Source organism: Streptomyces sp. NPDC016677 (assembly GCF_055562815.1).
This window is the reverse complement of the sequence record NZ_JBVHEO010000008.1, coordinates 128846-154376: the sequence shown is the minus strand read 5'-3', so window position 1 is coordinate 154376 and position 25531 is coordinate 128846. Positions and strand designations below refer to the sequence as shown.

Annotated in this window: 26 protein-coding genes; 24 read left to right on the top strand and 2 right to left on the bottom strand. The window is 72.3% G+C overall.

Annotation, left to right across the window (positions count from 1 at the left end; genetic code table 11):
• Window positions 1–9: 9 nt before the first annotated feature.
• The 3 genes from ACZ3IG_RS22420 to ftsH all read left to right on the top strand — a co-directional run bounded on the left by ACZ3IG_RS22420 (window position 10) and on the right by ftsH (window position 6217).
• Window positions 10–2487, top strand: coding sequence for a [protein-PII] uridylyltransferase (locus ACZ3IG_RS22420; protein WP_467434213.1), 2478 nt, complete (start codon window positions 10–12; stop codon window positions 2485–2487).
• 109 nt (window positions 2488–2596) lie between these two features.
• Window positions 2597–4147 (top strand): signal recognition particle protein, encoded by a 1551-nt coding sequence (ffh, locus tag ACZ3IG_RS22415; protein ID WP_467434212.1) that lies wholly within the window; start codon window positions 2597–2599, stop codon window positions 4145–4147.
• Window positions 4148–4270: 123 nt separating this feature from the next.
• Window positions 4271–6217 carry an ATP-dependent zinc metalloprotease FtsH gene (gene ftsH / locus ACZ3IG_RS22410; RefSeq protein ID WP_467434210.1) on the top strand — a complete coding sequence of 649 codons (1947 nt, stop codon included), beginning with the start codon at window positions 4271–4273 and terminating at the stop codon, window positions 6215–6217.
• Between the two features lie 16 nt (window positions 6218–6233).
• On the opposite strand, the gene ACZ3IG_RS22405 is transcribed toward ftsH, so the two are convergent.
• Window positions 6234–7091, bottom strand: coding sequence for an SAM-dependent methyltransferase (locus ACZ3IG_RS22405; RefSeq protein ID WP_467434209.1), 858 nt, complete (start codon window positions 7089–7091; stop codon window positions 6234–6236).
• Window positions 7092–7699: 608 nt separating this feature from the next.
• Here ACZ3IG_RS22405 and ACZ3IG_RS22400 point away from each other — a divergent pair.
• The 18 genes from ACZ3IG_RS22400 (at window position 7700) to ACZ3IG_RS22315 (ending at window position 21818) form a co-directional block, all read left to right on the top strand.
• A complete protein-coding gene (locus ACZ3IG_RS22400; protein ID WP_215164537.1) occupies window positions 7700–8296 on the top strand; it encodes a hypothetical protein in 597 nt (198 codons plus the stop codon).
• A gap of 195 nt (window positions 8297–8491) precedes the next feature.
• Entirely contained in the window at window positions 8492–8911 is a 420-nt protein-coding gene (gene rpsP, locus ACZ3IG_RS22395) for a 30S ribosomal protein S16 (RefSeq protein ID WP_467434208.1), read from the top strand.
• Window positions 8912–8913: 2 nt separating this feature from the next.
• A complete protein-coding gene (locus tag ACZ3IG_RS22390) occupies window positions 8914–9153 on the top strand; it encodes an RNA-binding protein (RefSeq protein WP_189419670.1) in 240 nt (79 codons plus the stop codon).
• A 94-nt stretch (window positions 9154–9247) separates the two neighbouring features.
• On the top strand, window positions 9248–9802 hold the full coding sequence (gene rimM / locus ACZ3IG_RS22385) for a ribosome maturation factor RimM (protein WP_467434207.1): 555 nt from the start codon (window positions 9248–9250) through the stop codon (window positions 9800–9802).
• The gene (gene trmD / locus ACZ3IG_RS22380; RefSeq protein ID WP_467434206.1) at window positions 9802–10635 is read left to right on the top strand and encodes a tRNA (guanosine(37)-N1)-methyltransferase TrmD; all 834 of its coding nucleotides are present in this window, start codon (window positions 9802–9804) and stop codon (window positions 10633–10635) included. The genes rimM and trmD overlap by 1 nt, the downstream gene beginning before the upstream one ends.
• Before the next feature lie 137 nt (window positions 10636–10772).
• Window positions 10773–11123, top strand: coding sequence for a 50S ribosomal protein L19 (rplS, locus tag ACZ3IG_RS22375; protein WP_070022289.1), 351 nt, complete (start codon window positions 10773–10775; stop codon window positions 11121–11123).
• Between the two features lie 45 nt (window positions 11124–11168).
• Window positions 11169–12026, top strand: coding sequence for a signal peptidase I (gene lepB / locus ACZ3IG_RS22370; RefSeq protein ID WP_467434204.1), 858 nt, complete (start codon window positions 11169–11171; stop codon window positions 12024–12026).
• Window positions 12019–13041 (top strand): signal peptidase I, encoded by a 1023-nt coding sequence (gene lepB, locus ACZ3IG_RS22365; RefSeq protein ID WP_467434203.1) that lies wholly within the window; start codon window positions 12019–12021, stop codon window positions 13039–13041. The genes lepB (ACZ3IG_RS22370) and lepB (ACZ3IG_RS22365) overlap by 8 nt, the downstream gene beginning before the upstream one ends.
• Window positions 13042–13360: 319 nt before the next feature.
• Window positions 13361–14197, top strand: coding sequence for a signal peptidase I (gene lepB / locus ACZ3IG_RS22360; protein WP_467434369.1), 837 nt, complete (start codon window positions 13361–13363; stop codon window positions 14195–14197).
• Window positions 14198–14262: 65 nt separating this feature from the next.
• The gene (gene lepB / locus ACZ3IG_RS22355) at window positions 14263–15033 is read left to right on the top strand and encodes a signal peptidase I (RefSeq protein WP_467434202.1); all 771 of its coding nucleotides are present in this window, start codon (window positions 14263–14265) and stop codon (window positions 15031–15033) included.
• A 70-nt stretch (window positions 15034–15103) separates the two neighbouring features.
• The gene (locus ACZ3IG_RS22350) at window positions 15104–15580 is read left to right on the top strand and encodes an NUDIX hydrolase (protein ID WP_467434368.1); all 477 of its coding nucleotides are present in this window, start codon (window positions 15104–15106) and stop codon (window positions 15578–15580) included.
• A gap of 56 nt (window positions 15581–15636) precedes the next feature.
• The gene (locus ACZ3IG_RS22345; protein ID WP_003965949.1) at window positions 15637–15945 is read left to right on the top strand and encodes a DUF2469 domain-containing protein; all 309 of its coding nucleotides are present in this window, start codon (window positions 15637–15639) and stop codon (window positions 15943–15945) included.
• A 117-nt stretch (window positions 15946–16062) separates the two neighbouring features.
• A complete protein-coding gene (locus tag ACZ3IG_RS22340; protein ID WP_467434201.1) occupies window positions 16063–16425 on the top strand; it encodes a YraN family protein in 363 nt (120 codons plus the stop codon).
• The gene (locus ACZ3IG_RS22335; RefSeq protein WP_467434200.1) at window positions 16425–18044 is read left to right on the top strand and encodes a YifB family Mg chelatase-like AAA ATPase; all 1620 of its coding nucleotides are present in this window, start codon (window positions 16425–16427) and stop codon (window positions 18042–18044) included. The genes ACZ3IG_RS22340 and ACZ3IG_RS22335 overlap by 1 nt, the downstream gene beginning before the upstream one ends.
• Before the next feature lie 287 nt (window positions 18045–18331).
• On the top strand, window positions 18332–19510 hold the full coding sequence (gene dprA, locus ACZ3IG_RS22330; RefSeq protein WP_467434366.1) for a DNA-processing protein DprA: 1179 nt from the start codon (window positions 18332–18334) through the stop codon (window positions 19508–19510).
• A 296-nt stretch (window positions 19511–19806) separates the two neighbouring features.
• Complete coding sequence (gene whiG, locus ACZ3IG_RS22325; RefSeq protein ID WP_403545531.1) at window positions 19807–20649, top strand: RNA polymerase sigma factor WhiG; 843 nt, start codon at window positions 19807–19809, stop codon at window positions 20647–20649.
• Window positions 20650–20766: 117 nt separating this feature from the next.
• Window positions 20767–21324, top strand: coding sequence for a TetR/AcrR family transcriptional regulator (locus ACZ3IG_RS22320; RefSeq protein WP_215164570.1), 558 nt, complete (start codon window positions 20767–20769; stop codon window positions 21322–21324).
• A gap of 269 nt (window positions 21325–21593) precedes the next feature.
• Window positions 21594–21818 carry a hypothetical protein gene (locus ACZ3IG_RS22315; RefSeq protein ID WP_467434365.1) on the top strand — a complete coding sequence of 75 codons (225 nt, stop codon included), beginning with the start codon at window positions 21594–21596 and terminating at the stop codon, window positions 21816–21818.
• Between the two features lie 59 nt (window positions 21819–21877).
• Here the strand turns inward: ACZ3IG_RS22315 and ACZ3IG_RS22310 are convergent, their stop codons facing one another.
• On the bottom strand, window positions 21878–22447 hold the full coding sequence (locus ACZ3IG_RS22310) for a peptidoglycan DD-metalloendopeptidase family protein (RefSeq protein WP_467434198.1): 570 nt from the start codon (window positions 22445–22447) through the stop codon (window positions 21878–21880).
• 291 nt (window positions 22448–22738) lie between these two features.
• On the opposite strand from ACZ3IG_RS22310, the gene rpsB reads away from it, so the two are divergent.
• The 3 genes from rpsB to pyrH all read left to right on the top strand — a co-directional run bounded on the left by rpsB (window position 22739) and on the right by pyrH (window position 25511).
• Entirely contained in the window at window positions 22739–23641 is a 903-nt protein-coding gene (gene rpsB, locus ACZ3IG_RS22305) for a 30S ribosomal protein S2 (RefSeq protein ID WP_467434197.1), read from the top strand.
• Between the two features lie 96 nt (window positions 23642–23737).
• Window positions 23738–24574, top strand: a complete 837-nt coding sequence (gene tsf / locus ACZ3IG_RS22300; protein WP_215164524.1) for a translation elongation factor Ts — start codon at window positions 23738–23740, stop codon at window positions 24572–24574.
• 175 nt (window positions 24575–24749) lie between these two features.
• The gene (gene pyrH, locus ACZ3IG_RS22295) at window positions 24750–25511 is read left to right on the top strand and encodes a UMP kinase (RefSeq protein WP_215164523.1); all 762 of its coding nucleotides are present in this window, start codon (window positions 24750–24752) and stop codon (window positions 25509–25511) included.
• The last annotated feature ends 20 nt before the right edge of the window (window positions 25512–25531 follow it).

Here is a 25531-nt window from a genome sequence, read left to right as displayed (position 1 = left end):
AGTCGCTGGGTGACGAGCACGGATGTGGCGAACGAAACAGAGGACTCGGGACCCAGCGGCTACGCGGCGGCCCGGCTGCGCCTCCTCACCGAGGGGGCGCGGTCCGGGCCGCCGCGCCGTTCCGCCCTCTCCGCGCTGACCGACGACTGGCTCACCGGCCTGTTCGACACCGGGGCCGAGGGACTGCGGGGCGTGTCGCTGGTCGCGGTCGGCGGGTACGGGCGCGGCGAGCTGTCCCCGCGCAGCGACCTCGACCTGCTCCTGCTGCACGACGGCCACGACGACAAGGCGGTCGCCGCCCTCGCCGACCGCCTCTGGTACCCGGTCTGGGACCTCGGCCTCGCCCTCGACCACTCGGTCCGCACACCGGCCGAGGCGCGGAAGACGGCCGGCGACGACCTCAAGGTCCACCTCGGCCTCCTCGACGCCCGCCACCTCGCCGGCGACCTCGGCCTGACCGCCGCGCTGCGTACGACGGTCCTCGCGGACTGGCGCAACCAGGCCCCCCGGCGCCTGCCCGAACTCCGGGAACTCTGCGCCGACCGCGCCGAACGCCAGGGTGAGCTGCAGTACCTCCTGGAGCCGGACCTGAAGGAGGCGCGCGGCGGCCTGCGCGACGCCACCGCCCTGCGCGCCGTCGCCGCCTCCTGGCTCGCCGACGCCCCGCGCGAGGGCCTCGCCGACGCCCGCCGCCGCCTCCTCGACGTCCGCGACGCCCTGCACCTGACGACGGGCCGCGCCACCGACCGGCTGGCCCTGCAGGAACAGGACCAGGTCGCCGCCGAACTCGGCCTCCTCGACGCCGACACCCTGCTCCGCCAGGTCTACGAGGCCGCCCGCCTCGTCTCGTACGCCAGTGACGTCACCTGGCGCGAGGTGGGGCGGGTGCTGCGGGCGCGGTCGGTGAGACCCCGGCTGCGCGCCATGCTGGGGGGCGGCAAGCCCGCGCCCGAGCGTTCCCCGCTCGCCGAGGGCGTCGTGGAACAGGACGGCGAGGTGGTGCTCGCCCGCGCCGCACGCCCCGAACGCGACCCCGTCCTCCCGCTGCGCGCCGCGGCCGCCGCCGCGCAGTCCGGTCTCCCGCTCTCCCTGCACGCCGTACGCCGCCTCGCCGCCACCGTGCGCCCCCTGCCCACGCCCTGGCCCGCCGAGGCCCGCGAGCAGCTCGTCACCCTGCTCGGCTCCGGCCGCCCCACCGTCGAGGTCTGGGAAGCCCTGGAGGCCGAGGGCCTGATCACCCGGCTGCTGCCCGACTGGGAGCGGGTGCGCTGCCGCCCCCAGCGCAACGCCGTGCACGTGTGGACCGTCGACCGGCACCTCATCGAGACGGCGGTGCGCGCCGCCTCGTTCACCCGCCGCGTCCACCGCCCCGACCTGCTGCTGGTCGCCGCCCTGCTGCACGACATCGGCAAGGGCTGGCCCGGCGACCACTCGGTGGCCGGCGAGATCATCGCCAAGGACGTGGCCGTCCGCATCGGCTTCGACCACGCCGACGCCGCCGTCCTGGCCACCCTCGTACGCCACCACCTGCTGCTCATCGAGACCGCCACCCGGCGCGACCTCGACGACCCCGCCACCGTACGGGCGGTCGCGGAGACGGTCGGCACCCAGAGCACGCTGGAACTGCTGCACGCCCTCACCGAGGCGGACGCCCTCGCCACCGGCCCCGCCGCCTGGTCCGCCTGGCGCGGCTCCCTCGTCGCCGACCTGGTCAAACGGGTCTCCGCCGTACTGTCCGGAGTCCCCCTGGAGGACCCGGAGGCCGCCGCGCCCACCGCCGAGCAGGAGCGGCTCGCCCTGGAGGCGTTCCGCACGGGCGGCCCGGTGCTGGCGCTGCGGGCGCAGACCGAGGCACCGGCCGGGGCGCCGGACGCGGCGTCGGGCTCGGCGTCGGGCTCGGCGTCGGGCGAGCAGGAGCCGCTCGGTGTGGAACTCCTGATCGCCGTCCCCGACCAGGCGGGCGTGCTCCCCGCCGTCGCCGGCGTCCTCGCCGTGCACCGGCTGACCGTCCGCACCGCCGAACTGCGCTCCCTGTCGCTGCCGGACGGCGTCGACGGCTCCGTCCTGCTCCTCGACTGGCGGGTCGCCGCCGAGTACGGCTCGCTGCCGCAGGCCGCCCGGCTCCGCGCCGACCTGGTCCGCGCGCTGGACGGCTCCCTGGACATCGCCGCCCGCCTCGCCGAACGGGACGCGGCCTATCCGCGCCGCCGGGGCGTGGTCGCGCCGCCGCCGAGGGTGACGGTCGCCCCGGCGGCCTCCCGCTCCGCGACGGTGATCGAGGTCCGCGCCCAGGACGCGCCGGGGCTGCTGTTCCGTATCGGGCGGGGGCTGGAGGGGGCGGGGGTGCGGGTGCGCAGCGCGCACGCCGGCACGCTGGGGTCCAACGCCGTCGACGCGTTCTACGTGACCGCCGCCGAGGGCGGGCCGCTGCCGGGGGAGGAGGCGGTGTCGGTGGCGCGCAGGCTGGAGGAGCTGCTGCGGGGGTGACCTCACGCTGCCCGCCCCCTCTCCACAGCGGGCAGGGACGATTTGCTTGCCGGGCCGGATACCCTGGAGGGCGACCCACACCACCGCCGACGCGAGGACCTACGCCGCCGTGTTCGATACTCTCTCCGACCGCCTCTCAGCGACTTTCAAGAGCCTGCGCGGCAAGGGACGGCTGTCCGAGGCGGACATCGACGCCACGGCCCGCGAGATCCGCATCGCGCTGCTGGAAGCGGACGTGGCCCTGCCGGTCGTCCGGACCTTCATCAAGAAGGTCAAGGAGAGGTCGCTCGGCGCCGAGGTCTCCAAGGCCCTCAATCCCGCCCAGCAGATCATCAAGATCGTCAACGAGGAACTGGTCCAGATCCTCGGCGGCGAGACCCGCCGCCTCCGCTTCGCCAAGCAGCCGCCCACCGTGATCATGCTGGCCGGTCTCCAGGGTGCCGGTAAGACCACCCTCGCGGGCAAGCTCGGCCGCTGGCTCAAGGAGCAGGGCCACTCGCCGCTGCTGGTCGCCTGCGACCTCCAGCGCCCCAACGCCGTCAACCAGCTCAGCGTCGTCGCCGAGCGGGCCGGCGTCGCGGTCTACGCCCCCGAGCCGGGCAACGGCGTCGGTGACCCGGTCAAGGTCGCCAAGGACTCCATCGAGTTCGCCAAGTCCAAGGTCCACGACCTGGTCATCGTCGACACCGCCGGCCGCCTCGGCATCGACGCCGAGCTGATGCAGCAGGCCGCCGACATCCGCGACGCGGTCTCGCCCGACGAGATCCTCTTCGTCGTCGACGCGATGATCGGCCAGGACGCCGTCAACACCGCCGAGGCGTTCCGCGACGGCGTCGGCTTCGACGGTGTCGTCCTCTCCAAGCTCGACGGTGACGCGCGCGGTGGCGCCGCCCTGTCGATCGCCTCGGTGACCGGCAAGCCGATCATGTTCGCCTCCAACGGCGAGAAGCTGGACGACTTCGACGCCTTCCACCCGGACCGGATGGCCTCCCGCATCCTCGACATGGGTGACCTGCTCACCCTGATCGAGCAGGCGGAGAAGACGTTCAGCCAGGAAGAGGCCGAGAAGATGGCCTCCAAGCTGGCGTCCAAGAAGGGCCAGGACTTCACCCTGGACGACTTCCTGGCCCAGATGGAGCAGGTCCGCAAGATGGGCAGCATCAGCAAGCTGCTCGGCATGCTGCCCGGCATGGGGCAGATCAAGGACCAGATCAACAACCTGGACGAGCGGGACGTCGACCGCACGGCCGCCATCATCAAGTCGATGACCCCGGCCGAGCGCCAGGAGCCGACGATCATCAACGGCTCGCGCCGGGCCCGAATCGCCAAGGGTTCCGGTGTCGACGTCAGCGCGGTGAAGAACCTGGTCGAGCGGTTCTTCGAGGCCCGCAAGATGATGTCCCGCATGGCCCAGGGCGGCGGCATGCCGGGCATGCCGGGGATGCCGGGCATGGGCGGCGGCCCGGGCCGGCAGAAGAAGCAGCAGAAGAAGGCCAAGGGCAAGCAGCGCTCCGGCAACCCGATGAAGCGCAAGCAGCAGGAGCAGGAGGAGGCGGCCCGCCGCGCCGCCGCCGCGCAGAACGGCGGCGCCCTCGGCCTGCCGCAGCAGGGCGGCCAGGACTTCGAGCTGCCGGACGAGTTCAAGAAGTTCATGGGCTGACCGCCGGGCCGGTACGTCGCCGGTTCCCGGTCGTACGTCACTGGGGGCGCCCCTCGCGCGAGGGGCGCCCCCAGTGACGTATCCGCGCGGGCGTGCGCGTCCCTCCTGTCGTAACGTCCGGATATGACCCCTCCCTCCCCGCCGCGCAAGGCCCCCGAGCCGCCCTGGCGTACCGAGGGCACGCCCCCCGAGCCGCCGAAGCCTCCCGGCGGCGGGCGGCGGCTGCATGGCGGCTGGTGGAACCTGGTCCTCGCCGCGCTGGTCGTCTATCTCATCGCCAACCTGGTGCTGTCCTTCTTCGACGGCGGCGACGAGCCGACCATCTCGTACACGGAGTTCAGCGAGCAGGTCGACCAGGGCAACGTCAGCAAGATCTACGCCAAGGGCGACGCGATCCAGGGCCAGCTGAAGAAGGCCCGGGACAACCCCGAGGGCGAGGGGACGTACACCAAGTTCCAGACCGAACGGCCGACCTTCGCGGACGATCAGCTCTGGTCGGATCTGACCAAGAACAACGTCACCGTGACCGCCGAACCGGTCGTCCAGCACCGCAGCACCCTCGCCAACCTGCTGATCTCGCTGGCGCCGATGCTGCTCCTGGTCGTGCTGTGGGTGTTCGTCGCACGGCGCATGCGGGGCGCCCTGGGCGGCGGCGCGGGCGGCGTGCTCGGCCGCAAGGCGCCGCCCAGACCGGTCGAGCTGGAACCGGGCCAGGAGCGCACGACCTTCGCGGACGTGGCCGGCATCGACGAGGTCGAGGGCGAGCTGAGCGACGTCGTCGACTTCCTGAGGAACCCCGACGCGTACCGCCGGATGGGCGCCAAGATGCCGCGCGGCGTACTGCTGTCCGGACCGCCCGGCACCGGCAAGACACTGCTCGCGCGGGCGGTGGCGGGGGAGGCCGGGGTGCCGTTCTTCTCGGCGTCCGCCTCCGAGTTCATCGAGATGATCGTCGGGGTGGGCGCCTCCCGGGTGCGGGAGCTGTTCGCGGAGGCCCGCAAGGTGGCGCCGTCGATCATCTTCATCGACGAGATCGACACCATCGGCCGGGCCCGGGCCGGCGGCTCCGGCACGGGCGGCCACGACGAGCGCGAACAGACACTGAACCAGATCCTCACCGAGATGGACGGCTTCTCCGGCGCCGAGGGCGTGATCGTCGTCGCCGCCACCAACCGCGCCGACATCCTCGACCCCGCCCTGACCCGCCCCGGCCGCTTCGACCGGATCGTCACCGTCTCCCCGCCCGACCGCGGTGGCCGCGAGGCCATCCTGCGCATCCACACCCGCGAGATCCCGCTCGCCGACGACGTGGACCTCGCACAGGTCGCCCGCACCACCCCGGGCATGACCGGCGCCGAACTGGCCAACCTCGCCAACGAGGCCGCCCTGCTCGCCGTCAAGCGGCAGCAGGACCGGGTGACGCGCGCCGACCTCTCCGACGCCCTGGAGAAGGTCCAGCTCGGCGCGGAACGCCCCCTGGTGATGCCCGAGGAGGAACGGCGGCGCACCGCGTACCACGAGAGCGGGCACGCCCTCCTCGGCATGCTGCGGCCCGGCGCCGACCCGGTCCGCAAGATCACCATCGTGCCGCGCGGCCGGGCGCTCGGGGTGACGCTGTCGACGCCGGACTCGGACAAGTACGCGTACACCGAGGAGTACCTGCGCGGCCGGATCATCGGCGCGCTCGGCGGCATGGCGGCCGAGCACGTCGTCTACGGCGTCATCACCACCGGCTCCGAGAACGACCTGGAACAGGTCACCCGCATCGCCCGCGGCATGGTGGGCCGCTGGGGCATGAGCGAGAAGGTCGGCCGGCTGTCCGCCCTGCCGGACGACGCCCAGCAGGCGTACGGACTGGCCGCCGCCCCCCAGACCCTGGACGTCATCGACGGCGAGATGCGGCGGGTCGTCGACGACTGCTACGAGGAGGCGTGCCGCAAGCTGCGCGAGCACCGCGGACAGCTCGACGCGCTGGCCGAGGCGCTGCTCGCCAGCGAGACGCTGGACGAGTCGGACGCCTACCGCATCGCCGGGATCAGCCGGCCGGCCAAGGACACCTCGAAGAGCTGAGACCAGGGCCCGGTGCTCAGCGCGTGCGCGCGATCAGGTACCGGAAGACGTTCGGCATCCACACCGTGCCGTCCGGCCGCTGGTGCGGATGGAGCGCCTCCGTCACCTCCTTGTCCACCTGGGCCCGGTCGGTGGCGCCGATCGCCGCGTCGAACAGGCCCGTGGACAGCAGGCCGCGCAGCGCGCTGTCCGCGTCGGCGTACCCGAAGGGGCAGGCCACCCGGCCCGAGCCGTCCGGTTTCAGCCCGGCCCGCTGGGCGACCTCCTCCAGGTCGTCACGGAGGGCGGGGCGCCAGCTGCCCGGGCTGCGCAGCGGGTCCGCGAGCTTGGTGGCCACCCGCAGCACCGACGAGGTGGCACACCGCTCCGGTGGCCCCCAGCCGACCAGCACCACGGCCGCCCCGCGCTCGGCCAGCGGGGTCGCCTCCGCGAGCCGCTCGACCATGCCCTCCGCGTCACCCGCGAGGCACCCGATGGGTTCGAACGCCGTCACCAGGCCGAACGCCGGTACGCGCGCGTGCCGCACCTCCCGCGGCGAGCCCTCGACGATCCGGGCGCCGCCGGACGCCCGCGCGTCCCACGCCCGAGGCCGCAGCCGCTCGCGCGCCAGGGCCAGGTGCTCGGCCCGGCCGGCGTCCACCCCGGTGACCGCGGCGCCCCGGGCGGCCGCCATCAGCAGGGCCAGTCCGGAACCGCAGCCCAGGCCGAGCAGGCGGGTGCCGGGTCCCACGGCCAGTCGTTCGTAGACGGCCTCGTAGAGCGGTACGAGCATCCGCTCCTGGATCTCGGACCAGTCACGCGCGCGTGCACGCAGGTCCACGCGGGGTTTCGCACCCGCGTGAGGCTGGTTCTGCCGCACGAGCGTAGGTGTCATAGGTAAGCGCCCCAATCGCCGAGTGTCGCCGCTGTGCCCGATCGCTCCGAATACATGGCCCCCGTGAGTCGCGCCCGCGCTCCCCCCCCGTATGCCAGGAAACTCCGGGCTCGCCGTGGCGTCCAGTGGTAGAGGGCCCCGCTTCGGCCCGAACCCCCGGAAAGTGGCGAGATTTCACATTCCGGTAACCGGTGGCTCCGCTTCACGCCCGCGAGGCGATTCCGGTCAAGGTCCACGGGCGGCGACCGGCGGACCGAGACCGTAGGGTGTCTGGCCGCCCGGACGGGGGCGGTGCCGAACGCCCGTGACGCACCAGGTAACTTGGCCGTCATCGGCCGGGCATACTGAGGGAAGTCCTTCCGGCGCGAGGGCGGCCGAAAGGTCTCTTGCGCCCGCGCACACCCCACGCACACCGGCGCATGGACCCGGACTACACGCCGACGCGTACGGTGGACTACGCACCACCTTGGTACGAGCTGTGCGGCTTCTCCGCAGATCAGCGCACCCGTCGTCGTCGTGACGCATCAACGTATACTGACGGGTACGAGCAAAATATTTGGGATGCCCCGGAATAGGAACACAGGGGCACCCCGGGTCGTTGTCATTACGTGAGCACGACACCACCTGTTCTCGCCGCAGAGCTGGCGCAGGCGTGGGCCGATATTCAGCGGCACCACCCCGAGCTGCCCGATCTTGCCGCGCCCGAGTCCCTGATCGGAGAGTCGTCGTCCGCCTGCGGGCACGAACTCTCCTTCGAACGACTGCTCCATGAGGCAGTCCACGGCATCGCCGCCGCGCGTGGCGTCCGTGACACATCCCGCGCCGGCCGCTACCACAACCGCAGATTTCTCGCGATCGCCGAGGAGCTGGGCCTGGACCACCCCGAGGAGCCGCACCCGAGCAGCGGCTTCTCCCTGGTCACGCTCACTCCCGACGCCAAGCGCCGCTACCGTCCGACGATCGAGCGCCTCCAGCGCGCCCTGAAGGCGCACACGGCGGCGACCGCGACCGACTCCGCCCGCACCTTCCGCGGCCCGGCCGCCCGGCACGGCTCCTCCGGGGGCGGCGTACGGGTGAAGGCGGTCTGCGACTGCGGGCGCAACGTACGGGTCGTCCCGTCCGTCCTCGCCCAGGCCCCGATCGTCTGCGGCGGCTGCGGCAAGCCGTTCCGCATCCCGGAGGTGGTGGGCGCGGCGGCCGGCTGAAGGGCGGCCGTCCCGGTGCCACACCCTCGGCCGGAAGCGGACCGCTGGGTGTGGCACAATGGCTAGCTGTACTCGACAGCCGCACAGGACCCCTCTCTCCTCCGGCTGACGCGTCCGTCGGGCACTCGGGTACCGCAACCCCACGCGGCATCTCCGCCGTGCCCAACCACGTCAATTCCAGGAGAACCCACTCCCGTGGCAGTCAAGATCAAGCTGAAGCGTCTGGGCAAGATCCGTTCGCCTCACTACCGCATCGTCGTCGCCGACTCCCGCACCCGCCGTGACGGCCGTGCGATCGAGGAGATCGGCAAGTACCACCCGACGTACAACCCGTCGGTGATGGAGGTCGACGCCGAGCGCGTGGCCTACTGGCTCGGTGTCGGCGCCCAGCCGACGGAGCCCGTGCTCGCCATCCTGAAGAAGACCGGCGACTGGCAGAAGTTCAAGGGCGAGCCCGCCCCGGCTCCGCTGCTGGTGGCCGCCGAGAAGTCGGCCCGTCCGTCCTTCGAGGCGCTCGGTGGCGACGACGAGGGCAAGGGTGAGGCCATCACCCAGAAGAAGAAGGCCGACAAGAAGGACGAGGCTGCCGCCGAGTCCGCGTCGTCCGAGGCCTGAGCATGCTCGAGGAGGCTCTCGAGCACCTCGTGAAGGGCATCGTCGACAACCCTGACGATGTGCAGGTCGCCTCGCGCACCCTGCGCCGCGGGCGCGTGCTGGAGGTCCGGGTCCACCCGGACGACCTCGGGAAGGTGATCGGCCGCAACGGCCGCACCGCACGCGCCCTGCGCACCGTCGTGGGCGCCATCGGCGGCCGCGGTATCCGTGTCGACCTCGTCGACGTGGACCACGTCCGCTGACGCTTCGCAACGCAGCACCGGCTCGGGCCGGGGAAGGCCGCTCAAGGGCCGTCCCCGGCCCGTAGTCGTATCCGACATCAGGAGATCAAGCACCGTGCAGCTGGTAGTCGCTCGCATCGGCCGCGCCCATGGCATCAAGGGCGAGGTCACCGTGGAGGTCCGCACCGACGAACCGGAGCTGCGGCTCGCGCCCGGCGCCGTCCTGGCCACCGACCCCGCCGCCACCGGGCCGCTCACCATCGCCACCGGCCGCGTCCACAGCGGCCGGCTCCTGCTGCGCTTCGAGGGCGTCACCGACCGCACCGGCGCCGAGGCCCTGCGCAACACCCTCCTCATCGCCGAGGTCGACCCGGACGAGCTGCCCGAGGAGGAGGACGAGTACTACGACCACCAGCTGATGGACCTCGACGTGGTCCTCGCCGACGGCACCGAGGTCGGCCGGATCACCGAGATCTCCCACCTGCCCACCCAGGACCTCTTCGTGGTGGAGCGGCCCGACGGCAGCGAGGTGTACGTGCCGTTCGTCTCCGAGATCGTCACCGAGATCGACCTGGAGGAGCAGCGGGCCGTCATCGACCCGCCGCCGGGGCTGATCGACGACCGGGCCGAGATCGCCTCCTCCCGTGACGCGTCCGGGGAAGAGGCGTGATGAGGCTCGACGTCGTCACGATCTTCCCCGAGTACCTGGAACCCCTGAACGTCTCCCTGGTCGGCAAGGCACGCGCGCGTGGACAGCTCGACGTCCGCGTCCACGACCTGCGCTCCTGGACCTACGACCGGCACAACACCGTCGACGACACCCCCTACGGCGGCGGCCCCGGCATGGTGATGAAGACCGAGCCCTGGGGCGACGCGCTGGACACGGTGCTCGCCGACGGCTACGAGACGGGCTCCCACGCGCCCGCCCTCATCGTGCCCACGCCCAGCGGCCGGCCCTTCACCCAGGAACTCGCCGTCCACCTCTCCGAGCGCCCCTGGCTGGTCTTCACCCCCGCCCGCTACGAGGGCATCGACCGCCGCGTCATCGACGAGTACGCGACCCGGATGGACGTCTACGAGGTGTCCATCGGCGACTACGTGCTGGCCGGCGGCGAGGCGGCCGTCCTGGTCGTCACCGAGGCCGTGGCCCGGCTGCTGCCCGGCGTCCTCGGCAACGCGGAGTCCCACCGCGACGACTCCTTCGCGCCCGGAGCCATGGCCGGCCTCCTGGAGGGCCCCGTCCTCACCAAGCCGCCGGTGTGGCGCGGGCGCGGCATCCCCGACGTGCTGCTCAGCGGCCACCACGGGAAGATCGCCCGCTGGCGCCGCGACGAGGCACTCAAGCGCACGACCACCCACCGGCCCGACCTGATCGAGCGCTGCGCCCCCGAGGCGTTCGACAAGAAGGACCGGGAGATGCTCTCCATCCTGGGCTGGGAACCGGACCCGGCGGGGGAGCCGTACGGCCGATTTTGGCGCAGGACGCCCGGCGTGGAAGAATAGGTCGCTGTTGTGCGCCCGTCCGGCGTGCGCCCCTGCCACAGGGGGAGACGACGCCCGCCCGGCTCGCACGACGCTCACTCATCGAAACACCTAGTTTCCGTTGATGACCTGTGGCATCAGCGAGGAAAGCAGACGAAATGTCTCACCTGCTCGACACCGTCGACGCCGCGTCGCTGCGCAGCGACATCCCCGCCTTCCGTCCGGGCGACACGGTCAACGTGCACGTCCGCGTCATCGAGGGCAACCGCTCCCGTGTGCAGCAGTTCAAGGGCGTCGTGATCCGCCGCCAGGGCTCCGGCGTGCGCGAGACCTTCACGGTCCGCAAGGTCTCCTTCTCCGTCGGCGTCGAGCGCACCTTCCCGGTGCACACCCCGATCGTCGAGAAGATCGAGCTCGTGACCCGCGGTGACGTCCGTCGCGCCAAGCTGTACTACCTCCGTGAGCTGCGCGGCAAGGCCGCGAAGATCAAGGAGAAGCGCGAGAGCTGAGCGCACTTCGAGGTCCACATCGGAGCCGGATAGCATCTGGCTCCGATGGACAGCGAAACACAGCCGACGGAGCGCGACCGCTCCTCCCGCCCTTCCGACTCCGGGACACCCCCGGATCCGGAGGCCCGGGAGGGACGGTCGCGTTTCGCGTATCCGGGCCGACGGTCGCGTCCTGCGGACCCGGGCGGGCGGCCGGGTCCTGCGGATGCGGATCCGGACGGACGATCGTCTTCCGCGGACCGGGGGGCGCGGTCGTCTTCTCCGGACCGGGGCGCGCGGTCGTCCTCCGCGGACCCGGGCGGGGTCGCCGCGTGGGTGCCGGGCGGGTGGATCACCCTGACCCCGCTGATCTGCCTGGTGTTCCTGCTGCTGCTCTCCACCTTCGTGATCCAGCCGTTCCGGATTCCGAGCGGTTCCATGGAGCGCGGTTTGAGGATCGGCGACCGCGTCCTCGTAAACAAGTTGGCGTACCGTTTCGGTGCCGGGCCGCAGCGGGGCGACATCGTGGTGTTCGACGGCACCGGGACCTTCGGTGCGGGTGAGTACGTCAAACGGGTCGTCGGCGTGGGAGGGGACCACGTGGTCTGCTGCGACGAGGAGGGGAGGGTCCAGGTGAACGGCCGGTCGGTCGACGAATCGGCCTTCCTGTACCCCGGGGACAGCCCCTCCACGGTCCGCTTCGACGTCGCGGTGCCCGACGGCACCCTCTTCGTCCTCGGCGACCACCGCGCCGACTCCAGCGACTCCCGCGACCACCTCGGCTCGCCCGGCGGCGGCATGGTCCCGGTGGACGACGTGATCGGCCGCGCCGACTGGATCGTCTGGCCCTTCGGGCACACCACCGGCCTGGGCCGTCCCGACGCCTACGCGCGCGTGCCCGCCGCGGGGGACTCGGATGGGTAGCCGCGGCAAACCCCGCGGGACGCCCAGCAGCCCCGCGGAGAACCTGCTGCCGACCGGCTCACGGCGTACGGCCGGCCCGTCCGGCGGCGGTCGCAGCCGTGCCGAGCGGCGCAAGCTCCAGCGCAAGGTCAAGCGGCGCCGCCGGCGCGGCGCCGTCAAGGAGATACCGCTCCTCGTCGGGGTCGCCGTTGTGATAGCGCTGGTCCTGAAGACGTTCCTGGTGCAGGCCTTCGTGATCCCGTCGGGCTCGATGGAGCAGACGATCCAGATCGGCGACCGCGTCCTGGTCGACAAGCTCACGCCCTGGTTCGGCTCCGAGCCGCAGCGCGGGGACGTCGTGGTCTTCCGGGACCCGGGCGGCTGGCTCCAGGACGAGCAGACCGCCACGAAGGACGACCCCGTCGTCGTCAAGCAGGTCAAGGAGGCCCTGGTCTTCATCGGCCTGCTGCCGTCCGACGACGAGAAGGACCTGATCAAACGGGTCGTCGGGGTCGGCGGCGACCGGGTCAAGTGCTGCGACACCCAGGGCCGCGTCACCGTCAACGGCGTCCCTCTGGACGAGGACGACTACCTCTATCCGGGCAACGCCCCCTCCGACACCCGGTTCGACGTGACCGTTCCCGAGGGGCGCCTGTGGGTGATGGGCGACCATCGCGCCAATTCCGCCGACTCCCGCTACCACCAGGACACCGACTTCGGGACGGTCTCCGAGGACGAGGTGGTCGGCCGTGCCCTGGTGATCGCCTGGCCGGTCGGGCACTGGAGCACCCTGGAGGAGCCGGAGACCTTCGCCTCGGTGGCCGACGCGGCCTCCGGAACGACCGCCGCTCCCGGGCTGTCGCATAGTGTGGCCCCCGAGGATTCGAACGAGATGATCCGGCTCCCGACCCCTGCGGAACTCCCGCTCGTTATGGGAGTGGTGGGCCTGCGCCGTGCAAGGGGCAGGCGGCGGCACGGAGTAAGGAGTTGGCGTGGGGGATGTGGCGGTGGGCGCACGGTCCGGACACGGTGGTGAGGAGGACCGCGGGCGCCCCGTGGATGCGGCCCCCCCGGCGACGGACACGGCTCAGGCCCCCGGGAGCGGTGCCGGGACGGACGGGAGCGGCGGCGCGGTGACGGACGACGGCCGGGTGGGTTCGCGCGGCCCTGGTGGTGTGAACACCCCGGGTGGTCCGAACGGCCCTGGTGGTGTGAACGGTCCCGGCGGTGGGGTGAACGGTCCCGGCGGGCCGAGCGCGCCTGGTGGTGCCGACGGTCCGGACGGCGGTCCGCACGGGCCCGGTGGTCCGGTCGGTTCGGCCGGTGGTGTGAACGGTCCCGGCGGCCCGAACGGGATCGGCGGCCGGCGGCCGGGCGACGCACCGCCCCCGTCCGCCAAACCGGCCAAGAAGCAGCGATCCTTCTGGAAGGAACTGCCTCTTCTGATCGGCATCGCGCTGGTGCTCGCGCTGCTGATCAAGACCTTCCTGGTGCAGGCCTTCTCGATCCCCTCCGCGTCGATGCAGAACACCCTCACCATCGGTGACCGCGTCCTGGTCGACAAGCTCACGCCCTGGTTCGGCTCCGAGCCCGAGCGCGGCGAGGTCGTCGTCTTCCACGACCCGGCCGACTGGCTGGCGGGCGAGCCGACGGCCGACCCCAACGCCCTGCAGACGTTCCTCAGCTGGATCGGTCTGATGCCGTCCGCGGAGGAGAAGGACCTCATCAAGCGCGTCGTCGGCGTCGGCGGCGACACCGTCGAGTGCAAGGGCACCGGCCCGCTCAAGGTCAACGGCACGGCCCTGGACGAGACGTCGTACGTCTACGCGGGCAACACGCCGTGCAGCGTCGACGACCAGGGCGGCCAGTTCAAGGTCGAGGTGCCCGAGGGCTACCTGTGGGTCATGGGCGACCACCGGCAGAACTCGCGGGACTCCCGCTACAACCAGTCCGACAAGAACAGCGGCATGGTCCCGGTGGACGAGGTCATCGGCCGCGCCATCGTCGTCGCCTGGCCGGTCAACCACTGGAGCACCCTCCCGGTGCCGGACACCTTCGACCAGAGCGCGCTGAACGACGCGTCGTCGGCCGCCGGTGCCCTGACGGTGGCGCCCCAGGGCCTGGCCCTGGCCGGAGCCGTGCCGTTCGTCCTGTGGCGGCGTCGGCGGACCGGCGTCGCCGGGACGCGCTGAAGCGTCCCGGTGCCGGGGATCCGCGGGGCTGACCGCCCCCGCTCCGCCGGGTAGGGTGCGGATCCATGGGTGGCGAGAGCACGACCGACACGGCCCCGCGTGGGAGCGGCGCGACCACGAGCCCGGCGGGCAGCCGGACCGGGCAGCGACTGTCCGGAGTGGTCGTCGCGCTGGGTCTGGTGCTGTTCCTCGGCGGGTTCGTCTGGGGAGCGGTGGTCTACCGGCCGTACACCGTGCCCACCGACTCGATGACACCGACCGTCGGCGCCGGTGACCGGATACTGGCCGAGCGTATCGACGGCGCCGACGTGCGCCGTGGTGACGTGGTCGTCTTCAGGGACGCCACCTGGGCCGACGCCCCCATGGTCAAGCGCGTGGTCGCGGTCGGCGGGGACACCGTCTCCTGCTGCCAGGACGGCAAGCTGAAGGTCAACGGCAAGGAGATGGACGAGCCGTACCTGCCCTCCGGCACGGCGGCCGAGAGCAGCCACTTCTCCGGTGTCACCGTCCCCGAGGGACGCCTGTTCCTGCTCGGCGACGAGCGCCGTACCTCGCTGGACTCCACCGCCCACCTGACCGACGCGGCCGGCGGCACCGTGGCACGCTCCGCCGTGGCCGCCCGGGTCGACGCCGTCGTCTGGCCGCTGGACGGCATGCTGCCCCGCCCCTCCGGTTTCGCGGAACTCGGCGCCCTGTCCTCGCCCGGCCCGCTGCGCCTCGTCCTCGGGGCGGTGGCCGCCGGGGCCGTACTGATCCTCGGCGGGGCCGCCTACGGGCCCGTGGCCCAGCGGGCGGCCCGCTCCCGCGCCCGGACGGGGGCCGACGGTGTCCGCTGAGGCGGAGCACGCCGGCCCGGCGGCACAACCGGGGCCGCCGGCGCCCGCCGCCGACACGTACACCGGCGGCCTGCGCAAGGTGGCCCGGGTCGTCCTCCTGGACCCCGAGGACCGTGTCCTGCTGCTGCACGGCCACGAGCCGGACGATCCGGCCGACGACTGGTGGTTCACCCCGGGCGGCGGAGTGGAGGGCGACGAGACCCGCGAGGAGGCGGCCCGCAGGGAGCTAGCCGAGGAGACCGGCATCACCGAGGTCGACCTCGGGCCGGTGCTGTGGCGGCGCCGCTGCTCCTTCCCGTTCGCCGGCCGCCGCTGGGACCAGGACGAGTGGTACTACCTGGCCCGCACCACCCAGACCGCGACCGCGGCCACCGCGCTGACCGAGCTGGAGCGGCGCAGTGTGGCGGGAGCGCGCTGGTGGACGTGCCGGGAACTGGCCCGGGCCCGTGAGACGGTGTACCCGACCAGACTCGCCGAGCTGCTGCGCACGCTGCTCGACGAGGGTCCACCGGCCGGGCCGGTGACCCTTGACACCGAAATCGTCTAGCGGTTCACGGACCTGGCGCACAATGGTGGGATCGCACGGCTGAAGGGGAACATGCCATGAGCGCCGAGGACCTCGAGAAATACGAGACCGAGATGGAGCTGAAGCTCTATCGGGAGTATCGAGACGTCGTCGGTCTGTTCAAATACGTGATCGAGACAGAGCGGCGCTTCTACCTGACCAATGACTACGAGATGCAGGTGCACTCGGTCCAGGGAGAGGTGTTCTTCGAGGTGTCCATGGCGGACGCCTGGGTGTGGGACATGTACCGGCCGGCTCGGTTCGTGAAGCAGGTGCGGGTCCTCACGTTCAAGGACGTGAACATCGAGGAGCTGAACAAGAGCGATCTGGAGCTGCCGGGCGGGTGACGCACCCGTGCCTCACCCGGAAGGGTGACGAAGTTTTCCACAACCGGTGAGTAGTTCACCATGATCAACATGATCGGCCGGTCTGCGTGACGGTTGGCGCCGGAGGTGGTGCCGACCATGAACGCACGCAGTGCGATGGGCAGGTACGGCGAGACGCTCGCCGCCCGCAGGCTGGCCGAGGCCGGGATGAAGCTCCTGGAGCGCAACTGGCGCTGCGGCAGGACAGGTGAGATCGACATCGTGGCCCGGGACGGGGACGTCCTGGTCGTCTGCGAGGTGAAGACCCGCAGGGCGGGCCCGTTCGAGCATCCGATGGCCGCGGTGACCCCGGAAAAAGCCGAGCGGCTGCGCGAACTCGCCCAGCGCTGGATCCAGACCCACGGAGGGGCACCGCCCGGCGGTGTCCGTATCGACCTGGTGGGCGTGCTCCTGCCGCGGCGCGGCGCACCCGTCGTCGAGCACGCGCGGGGGGTGGCGTGATGGCCTTCGCCCGTACGTGCTCGGTGGCCCTCGTCGGAGTCGAGGGCGTGGTCGTCGAGGTCCAGGCCGACCTGGAACCCGGAGTCGCGGCGTTCACCCTGGTCGGGCTGCCCGACAAGAGCCTGACGGAGAGCCGGGACCGGGTCAGGGCGGCGGTGGTCAACTCGGGCGTCCAGTGGCCGCAGAAGAAGCTGACGGTGGGACTGAGCCCGGCGTCCGTGCCCAAGAGCGGCAGCGGATTCGACATCGCCGTCGCGGCGGCCGTCCTCGGCGCCGCCGAGCGGATCGACCCCCGGGTGCTCGCCGACATCGTCATGATCGGAGAGCTGGGCCTCGACGGCCGGGTACGGCCGGTGCGGGGCATCCTCCCGGCGGTGCTGGCCGCCGCGGACGCCGGGTACGAACAGGTGGTGGTGCCCGAGAGCGCCGCCGCCGAGGCGTCCCTGGTGCCCGGCGTCTCCGTGCTCGGTGTGCGCAGCCTGCGGCAGCTGATCGCCGTACTCGCCGACGAACCCGTGCCGGACGAGGAGCCCGACCAGCAGGGCCGTCCCGACCCGCTGCTGTCGGGGCTGCGGGCGCCGGGCGCGGCCGGAATGCTCGGGACCGTGCCGTGTGACCAGGGGCACGACCTCGCCGACGTCGTGGGGCAGCAGGCGGCGCGCACGGCCGTGGAGATCGCCGCGGCCGGCGGGCACCACCTGTTTCTGGAGGGCCCGCCCGGCGCCGGCAAGACCATGCTCGCCGAGCGGCTGCCCGCGATCCTGCCCGGGCTCGGCCGCCAGGAGTCGCTGGAGGTGACGGCGGTGCACTCGGTGGCCGGGCTGCTTCCCCCGGGCAGGCCCCTGATCGACACCGCGCCCTACTGCGCACCGCACCACTCCGCGACCATGCAGTCGCTCGTCGGCGGCGGTCCTGGCATCGCCCGGCCCGGAGCGGTGTCGCTCTCGCACCGAGGTGTGCTTTTTCTGGACGAGGCCCCGGAGTTCAGCGGCCAGGCGCTCGACGCCCTGCGCCAGCCGCTGGAGAGCGGCCACGTCGTTATCGCGCGCAGCGCCGGCGTGGTGCGGTTCCCCGCCAGGTTCCTGATGGTCCTCGCCGCCAACCCCTGTCCGTGCGGGCGCTTCTCGCCACAGGACCAGCTCTGCGAGTGCCCGTCCCCCGCGATCCGCCGCTACCAGGCCCGGCTGTCCGGGCCGCTGCTGGACCGGGTCGACCTCCGGGTCGAGGTGGAGCGCGTCACCCGTGCCGGGCTGGCCGCGTGCGGCACACCCGGTGAGACCACCGCCACGGTCGCCGACCGGGTGCGGTCGGCCCGGGAACGGGCCGCGGCCCGCTTCGACGGCACCCCGTGGCGCACCAACAGCGAAGTCCCCGGACGCGAGCTGCGCCGCCGTTGGTATGCCGTGCCGGGCGCGCTGGACGAGGCGGAGCGCGGTCTGGAGCGGGGCGCCCTCACGGCCCGCGGCCTCGACCGGGTGCTGCGCGTCGCCTGGACCGTCGCCGACCTCGCCGGTCACGACCGGCCGGACGCCACGGACGTCGCCCTGGCCCTGCACCTGCGCACCGGCGTGCCGCGCGGCACACCCATGCGGATCGAGGCGATCGGGGCGATGACATGAGCGACACGGGGGCGGACGAGGCTGTGCGTGGGAGTGGGAGTGGGAGTGGGACTGGGACTGGGCCTGAGGCCGTAGGCGCTGGTGAGGCGGCGAACGCGGACGAGGCTTCGAGTGCCGGTGGGGCCGAAGGTACCGCTGAGGCGGTGAGCGCGGGCGGGGCCGTAGATGCCGGTGAGGCCGTGAGCGTGGACGAGGCCGTGAGCGTGGACGAGGCCGTGAGTGCCGGTGAGGCCGCGCGGACGGGGGAGGCGATGGGTGCGGGGGAGGCCATGACGACGAGTGAGCCCATGAGCGCGGCTGAGGGTGCGAGTGCGCGTGAGGAGTGGGACGAGACGCTGCTGGACCGGGTTTTCCTCACCCGGGTCATCGAGCCCGGGGACGAGTGCGGCGGGCGGTGGGTGCGGGAGTACGGGGTGCCGGAGGTGGCCCGGCGGCTGCGGCGGGGAGGGCCCGTGCCGCCGGGCGTGAGCGACCGGCGCTGGACTGGGCTGCGGGCCCGGGCCGAGCGGGCCGACCCGCGCCGGGACCTGGCGACCGCCGCCGCCGCGGGGGTGCGGTTCGTCGCGCCGGGGCAGACCGAATGGCCGGGGCAGCTCGACGACCTGGGGGACGCCCGCCCCCTGGGCCTGTGGGTCCGCGGCCGGCCCAGCCTGCGGATGTGGGCGCTGAAGTCCGTCGCCCTGGTCGGCGCCCGCGCCTGCACCGCGTACGGGGCGCACATGGCGGCCACGCTCGCCGCCGACCTCGCCGAGCGCGGCTGGGTGGTGGTATCCGGCGGGGCCTACGGCGTGGACGGCGCCGCCCACCGGGGTGCCCTCGGGGCCGGCGGCGCCACCGTCGCCGTCCTCGCCTGCGGGGTCGACCGGCCCTACCCGCGCGGCCACGCCGAGCTGATCAGAAGGATCGCGGAACAGGGGCTGGTGGCCGGGGAACTGCCGCCCGGAGAGCATCCGACGCCGAGCAGGTTCATCCTGCGCAACCGGGTGATCGCCGCGCTGACCCGCGGCACGGTCGTCGTCGAGGCCGCCCACCGCAGCGGCTCCCTCGTCACCGCACGGGCCGCCCGACGCCTGGGCCGGCACACGATAGGGGTTCCGGGACCGGCCACCAGCGCCCTCTCCGCCGGCGTCCACGAACTGCTGCGCGGCGACGCCGTCCTCGTCACCGACGCCGCCGAGATCGTCGAGCTGGTCGGTGACATGGGTGAGCTGGCACCGGACCGGCGCGGCCCGGTGCTCCCCACCGATCTGCTCGAACCCGGCGCCCGGCAGGTACTGGCGGCGCTCCCGGCGCGCGGAACCGCGTCACCGGCCGGGATCGCGCGCCGCGCCCAGACCTCGCAGGACGACGCGATCGCGAGACTGTACGAGCTTCGAGCACTCGGTTACGTCGAACGACACGACGACGGCTGGAAGTTGACACGCCAGGCGATGATCTCCGCCCGCGCCGCTCGCGACCCGTGCTGACCGAGCGTGTTCGGCCGTCCGGGGGAACCCCTACGCCCTTGGGAATTCCCGCAGTTGAAGTATTCGAGTGATCACGCTGCGCGATCGCGATGCATCGGGAGAGCGTCGAGCGGAACGTATCTGCGTACCCTCCGGAGCCCCCTCTTCGCGCACCGCGATGGCTCAGTCACGCTACGCTCACGAAGGCCCTCACACAGACCCTCACACAGATCCTCACGCGGACAGGCACCATCCAGACGGCGGACCGACAGTCCACAGACGGCACCAGAACACGGCAGAACGGCACAAGGCGACGAATGCCCCAGCACACCTCCGGGCCCGGACGGGCGGCGGTCCCCCCAGCCGCCCGCGACGGTGGCAGCGTGCGGCCGCCCGCCCCCTCGACGCTCGACGAGCTGTGGCGGTCGTACAAGACGACGGGGGACGAACGGCTGCGGGAGCAGCTGATCCTGCACTACTCACCCCTGGTGAAGTACGTGGCGGGCCGGGTCAGCGTGGGTCTGCCGCCCAACGTCGAGCAGGCGGACTTCGTGTCGTCCGGGGTGTTCGGGCTGATCGACGCGATCGAGAAGTTCGACCTCGACCGGGAGATCAAGTTCGAGACGTACGCGATCACCCGGATCCGGGGCGCGATGATCGACGAGCTGCGGGCGCTGGACTGGATCCCGCGGTCGGTGCGGCAGAAGGCCCGGAGCGTGGAGCGGGCCTACGCCACGCTGGAGGCGCGGCTGCGGCGGACCCCTTCCGAAGGGGAGGTGGCCGACGAGATGGGCATCGCGGTCGAGGAACTGCACGCGGTCTTCAGCCAGTTGTCGCTGGCCAACGTGGTGGCGCTGGAGGAACTGCTGCACGCCGGCGGTGAGGGCGGGGACCGGCTCAGCCTCATGGACACGCTGGAGGACACCGCCGCCGACAATCCGGTGGAGGTGGCCGAGGACCGCGAGCTGCGGAGGTTCCTGGCGCGGGCGATCAACACGCTCCCGGAGCGGGAGAAGACCGTCGTCACGCTCTACTACTACGAAGGGCTCACGCTCGCCGAGATCGGCAATGTGCTGGGGGTCACCGAGAGCCGGGTCAGCCAGATCCACACCAAGTCGGTTCTGCAACTGCGCGCGAAGCTGGCCGGATTCGGGCGCTGACCCGGCCTGTGCGGCGGGACCGGGTGGATCGCCGATCGGCTGGACGGGGGCGGCGTCTCCCGTCCGGGGCGGTGCGTCCGTAAAGTGGTCGACGTGCCAAGGATTCGAGCGGCCTCTGTGGCCGAGCACCGGTCGATGCAGCGTGCCGCCCTGCTGGACGCGGCACGCTCCCTGCTGTCCGAGGGCGGGACGGAGGCGCTGACCTTTCCCGCCCTCGCCGAGCGGACGGGCCTCGCGCGGTCGTCCGTGTACGAGTACTTCCGGTCGCGGGCCGCGGTCGTGGAGGAGCTGTGCGCGGTCGACTTCCCCGTCTGGGCGGCCGAGGTGGAGGCCGCGATGGCCGCCGCCGACCGGCCGGAGGCCAAGGTCGAGGCGTATGTGCGCAAGCAACTGGAACTGGTCGGTGACCGGCGGCACCGGGCCGTGGTCGCGATCTCGGCCAGCGAGCTGGACGCCGGGGCCCGGGAGAAGATCCGGGCGGCGCACGGCGGACTGGTCGCGATGATCGTCGAGGCGCTCGGCGACATGGGCCACGCGGAGCCGCGGCTGGCGGCGATGCTGCTCCAGGGCGTGGTCGACGCGGCGGTGCGCCGGATCGAGCTGGGCGCGGCGGAGGACCCGACGGTGATCACGGACGCGGCGGTGTCGATGGTGCTGCGGGGCGTACGGGGCTGACCCGCCGGGCCGGGCCGCCCCGCTGAGCCGGCCCCGGGCCGGGACCGGGAGCTGTCCTGGACGGTCAGCCCACTCGAACGGGGCCCACCGTCCCTCTGTCGCCGCTCCCCGCCCTCCGGCGAACGCCGATGACACCCGCGCCGTCCTCCGCCACCATGGACGCCATGGACACACCCGGCAGTGAATGGATCACCGTGGCGGCCTACGAGAACGTGCCGGGCTGCCTCTCCCCGAGGGCGGCCGTGCGCGCCTGACTGCGTGAGCGCGGGATCGACTGGTCGCCATGGGGTCCGGACGAGATCCGCTGGGACCTGGCCTGCGGGCCCGGCCCGGACGGGCACTGGCACGGCTGGTTCGGCGTACAGGTGCGCGCCGACGCCCTGCGGCGCCTCGGGCTCCATCCCGACCAGCCCTCTGCCGAGGCCGTGGGGCCGTCCCCGCCCGGCTGGTGGCACGCCGCCGCCGAACGCAGGGCCCGCCGCACGGACCCCTGACGCCCCCCCCCGCGACTCCGAGCCCCCGCGGCTCCCCGGACCGGCACCGGTCACACCGGTCACGGTGGAGGCACGCCCAGTACCGGCAGCAGCCGGGACGGGCCGCCGTCGAGCAGCCACGGCGGCAGCAGGGACAGCGGATTCAGGTAGGTGTCGCCGGCGCGCAGGCCCCAGTGCAGGCAGCCGGCCGGACAGTGGGCGCCCGGCGCCTCCACCGTGCCGACCGGGTCGCCGGCCGCCACCACGTCACCCTTCTCCACCGAGGCCCGTACCGGCTCGTACGTCGTACGCAGCGGCGGCTCACCGGTGCCCGCCAGCTCGACCGAGACCACGCCCCGGCCCGCCACCCGGCCGGCGAACGTCACCCGGCCCGCCGCCACCGCCCGTACCGCCGCCCCGGGCGCGGCCGCCAGGTCCACCCCGCGGTGGCCCGGCCCGTACGGCGTCGCCGGAGGTGACCAGCCCCGCAGGACGGCGGGCCGCCCGCCGGTCGGCCAGTTCCGCGCGACGGCCGGGACCACCGGGTCGGACACCGCGCCCGGCACCGCGGACACCGGCGCGGCGCCCTTCGCCGGGAGCCCCGCGAGGAACAGGGCCGGCACCGCCAGTGACCACACCCACGCACGCATCCATCGCCTCACTCGCATGCGGGAACCGTCCCCCGAAGGGTCCGTCCCCCGCCCGGAGCTGTGGACTACTCGCCGGTTGTGGACAGCGGCGTCACCCGGTGCCTCCCGGGTCCCGTACACTTCTGGTGGCGACCCGGGTGACCGGGTCGACTTCGCACGCCCCGGCACGAGACAGCACCAGCCCTCGTGTCAGCGCCCCTCGGTCCTCTGTGGCACGGCGCGTATCGGGCGTCAGGCGCGGGAGCCGTCCGGCATCCGCGGCACAACCGAGAAAATCAAGGAGATACGGCCATGGCCGTCGTCACGATGCGGGAGCTGCTGGAAAGCGGCGTCCACTTCGGTCACCAGACCCGTCGCTGGAACCCGAAGATGAAGCGCTTCATCTTCACCGAGCGCAACGGCATCTACATCATCGACCTGCTCCAGTCGCTGTCGTACATCGACCGCGCCTACGAGTTCGTCAAGGAGACCGTCGCCCACGGCGGCACGGTCATGTTCGTCGGCACGAAGAAGCAGGCGCAGGAGGCCATCGCCGAGCAGGCCACCCGCGTCGGCATGCCCTACGTCAACCAGCGCTGGCTGGGCGGCATGCTCACCAACTTCTCGACCGTCTACAAGCGTCTGCAGCGCCTCAAGGAGCTTGAGCAGATCGACTTCGAGGACGTCGCCGCGTCCGGTCTGACCAAGAAGGAGCTTCTCGTGCTCTCGCGCGAGAAGGCCAAGCTGGAGAAGACCCTCGGCGGTATCCGCGAGATGTCCAAGGTCCCCAGCGCCGTCTGGATCGTGGACACCAAGAAGGAGCACATCGCGGTCGGTGAGGCCCGGAAGCTCAACATCCCGGTCGTCGCCATCCTCGACACCAACTGCGACCCCGACGAGGTCGACTACAAGATCCCCGGCAACGACGACGCGATCCGCTCCGTCACGCTGCTCACCCGTGTGATCGCCGACGCGGTCGCCGAGGGCCTCATCGCCCGCTCCGGTGTCGCCACCGAGGGCAAGGGCGAGAAGGCCGCGGGCGAGCCGCTGGCCGAGTGGGAGCGCGACCTGCTCGAGGGCGAGAAGAAGGCGGACGAGGCTCCGGCCGAGGCCGAGAAGCCCGCCGAGGCCGCCGAGGCCCCCGCCGCCGAGGAGGCCCCGGCCGCCGAGGCTCCGGCCGCCGAGGCCCCCGCCGCGGACGCCGAGCAGGCCTGACCCCTCACACCCTTCGGGTTCTGGACGGCGGGGGCCCACGAAGCCCCCGCCGTTTCGGCCCGTAGATCTTCAGACTTCGAGAGAGATTCCTGAATCATGGCGAACTACACCGCCGCCGACGTCAAGAAGCTCCGTGAGCTCACGGGCGCCGGCATGATGGACTGCAAGAAGGCGCTGGACGAGGCCGAGGGCAGCGTCGAGAAGGCCGTCGAGGCGCTCCGTATCAAGGGCCAGAAGGGCGTCGCCAAGCGCGAGGGCCGCTCCGCCGAGAACGGCGCCGTGGTCTCGATCATCGCCGACGACAACTCCTCCGGCGTCCTCGTCGAGCTGAAGTGCGAGACGGACTTCGTCGCCAAGGGCGACAAGTTCCAGGCCGTCGCCACCGCGATCGCCGAGCACGTCGCCAAGACCTCCCCGGCCGACCTGGAGGCCCTGCTCGCCTCCGAGATCGAGGCCGGCAAGACCGTGCAGGCGTACGTCGACGAGGCCAACGCCAACCTCGGCGAGAAGATCGTCCTGGACCGCTTCGCGCAGTTCACCGACGGCTACGTCACCGCCTACATGCACCGCACCATGCCCGACCTGCCCCCGCAGATCGGTGTCCTGGTCGAGCTGGACAAGCCGAACGCCGAGATCGCCAAGGGCGTCGCCCAGCACATCGCCGCGTTCGCGCCGAAGTACCTCTCCAAGGAGGACGTGCCGGCCGAGGTCGTCGAGTCCGAGCGTCGCATCGCCGAGGAGACCACCCGCGCCGAGGGCAAGCCCGAGGCCGCCCTGCCGAAGATCGTCGAGGGTCGCCTCAACGGCTTCTTCAAGGACGCCACGCTGCTCGGCCAGCCGTACGCGCTGGACAACAAGAAGTCGGTCCAGAAGGTCCTGGACGAGGCCGGTGTCACCCTGAAGCGCTTCTCGCGCATCAAGGTCGGCATCTGAGTCCGCACCGCGACGGACGCCCGGCCCCGGTAGGGTCGGCAGCAGTCGTCCGCGCACCCGCGCGTCGCGGACGACAGCAGATCTGACGAGGAGGCCATTGCCGCGCAGGGATGAACCCACCCCCCGGCAATGGCCTCCTTCGTATGTGTGACCCACGTAAAGAGGCGAGATCTCCATGACCACCACCAAGGCCGAGAAGAGCGACGACGGCAAAGTGAGCGGCCGGTTTCTGCTGAAGCTGTCCGGGGAGGCCTTCTCCGGCGGCGGGGGCCTGGGCGTCGACCCCGACGTGGTGCACGCCATCGCGCGCGAGATCGCCGCCGTCGTCCGGGACGGCGCGCAGATCGCGATCGTCATCGGCGGCGGGAACTTCTTCCGCGGCGCCGAACTCCAGGTGCGCGGCATGGATCGCGCCCGCTCCGACTACATGGGCATGCTCGGCACCGTGATGAACTGCCTCGCCCTCCAGGACTTCCTGGAGAAGGAGGGCGTCGACTGCCGCGTGCAGACCGCCATCACCATGGGGCAGGTCGCCGAGCCCTACATCCCGCTGCGCGCCGTGCGCCACCTGGAGAAGGGCCGCGTGGTCATCTTCGGCGCCGGTATGGGCATGCCGTACTTCTCCACCGACACCACGGCCGCCCAGCGCGCCCTGGAGATCGACGCCGAGGCGCTGCTCATGGGCAAGAACGGGGTGGACGGGGTGTACGACTCCGACCCGAAGACCAACCCGGACGCGGTGAAGTTCGACGCCCTCGGCTACGGCGAGGTCATCACCCGGGACCTGAAGGTCGCCGACGCCACGGCGGTCACGCTCTGCCGTGACAACAAGCTCCCGATCGTGGTCTTCGAACTCCTGAAGGAGGGCAATATCGCCCGCGCCGTCAAGGGTGAGAAGATCGGCACGCTCGTGGGGGACCAGGACAGCCGTACCTGACCCCCTGGCCGGGGGATGGA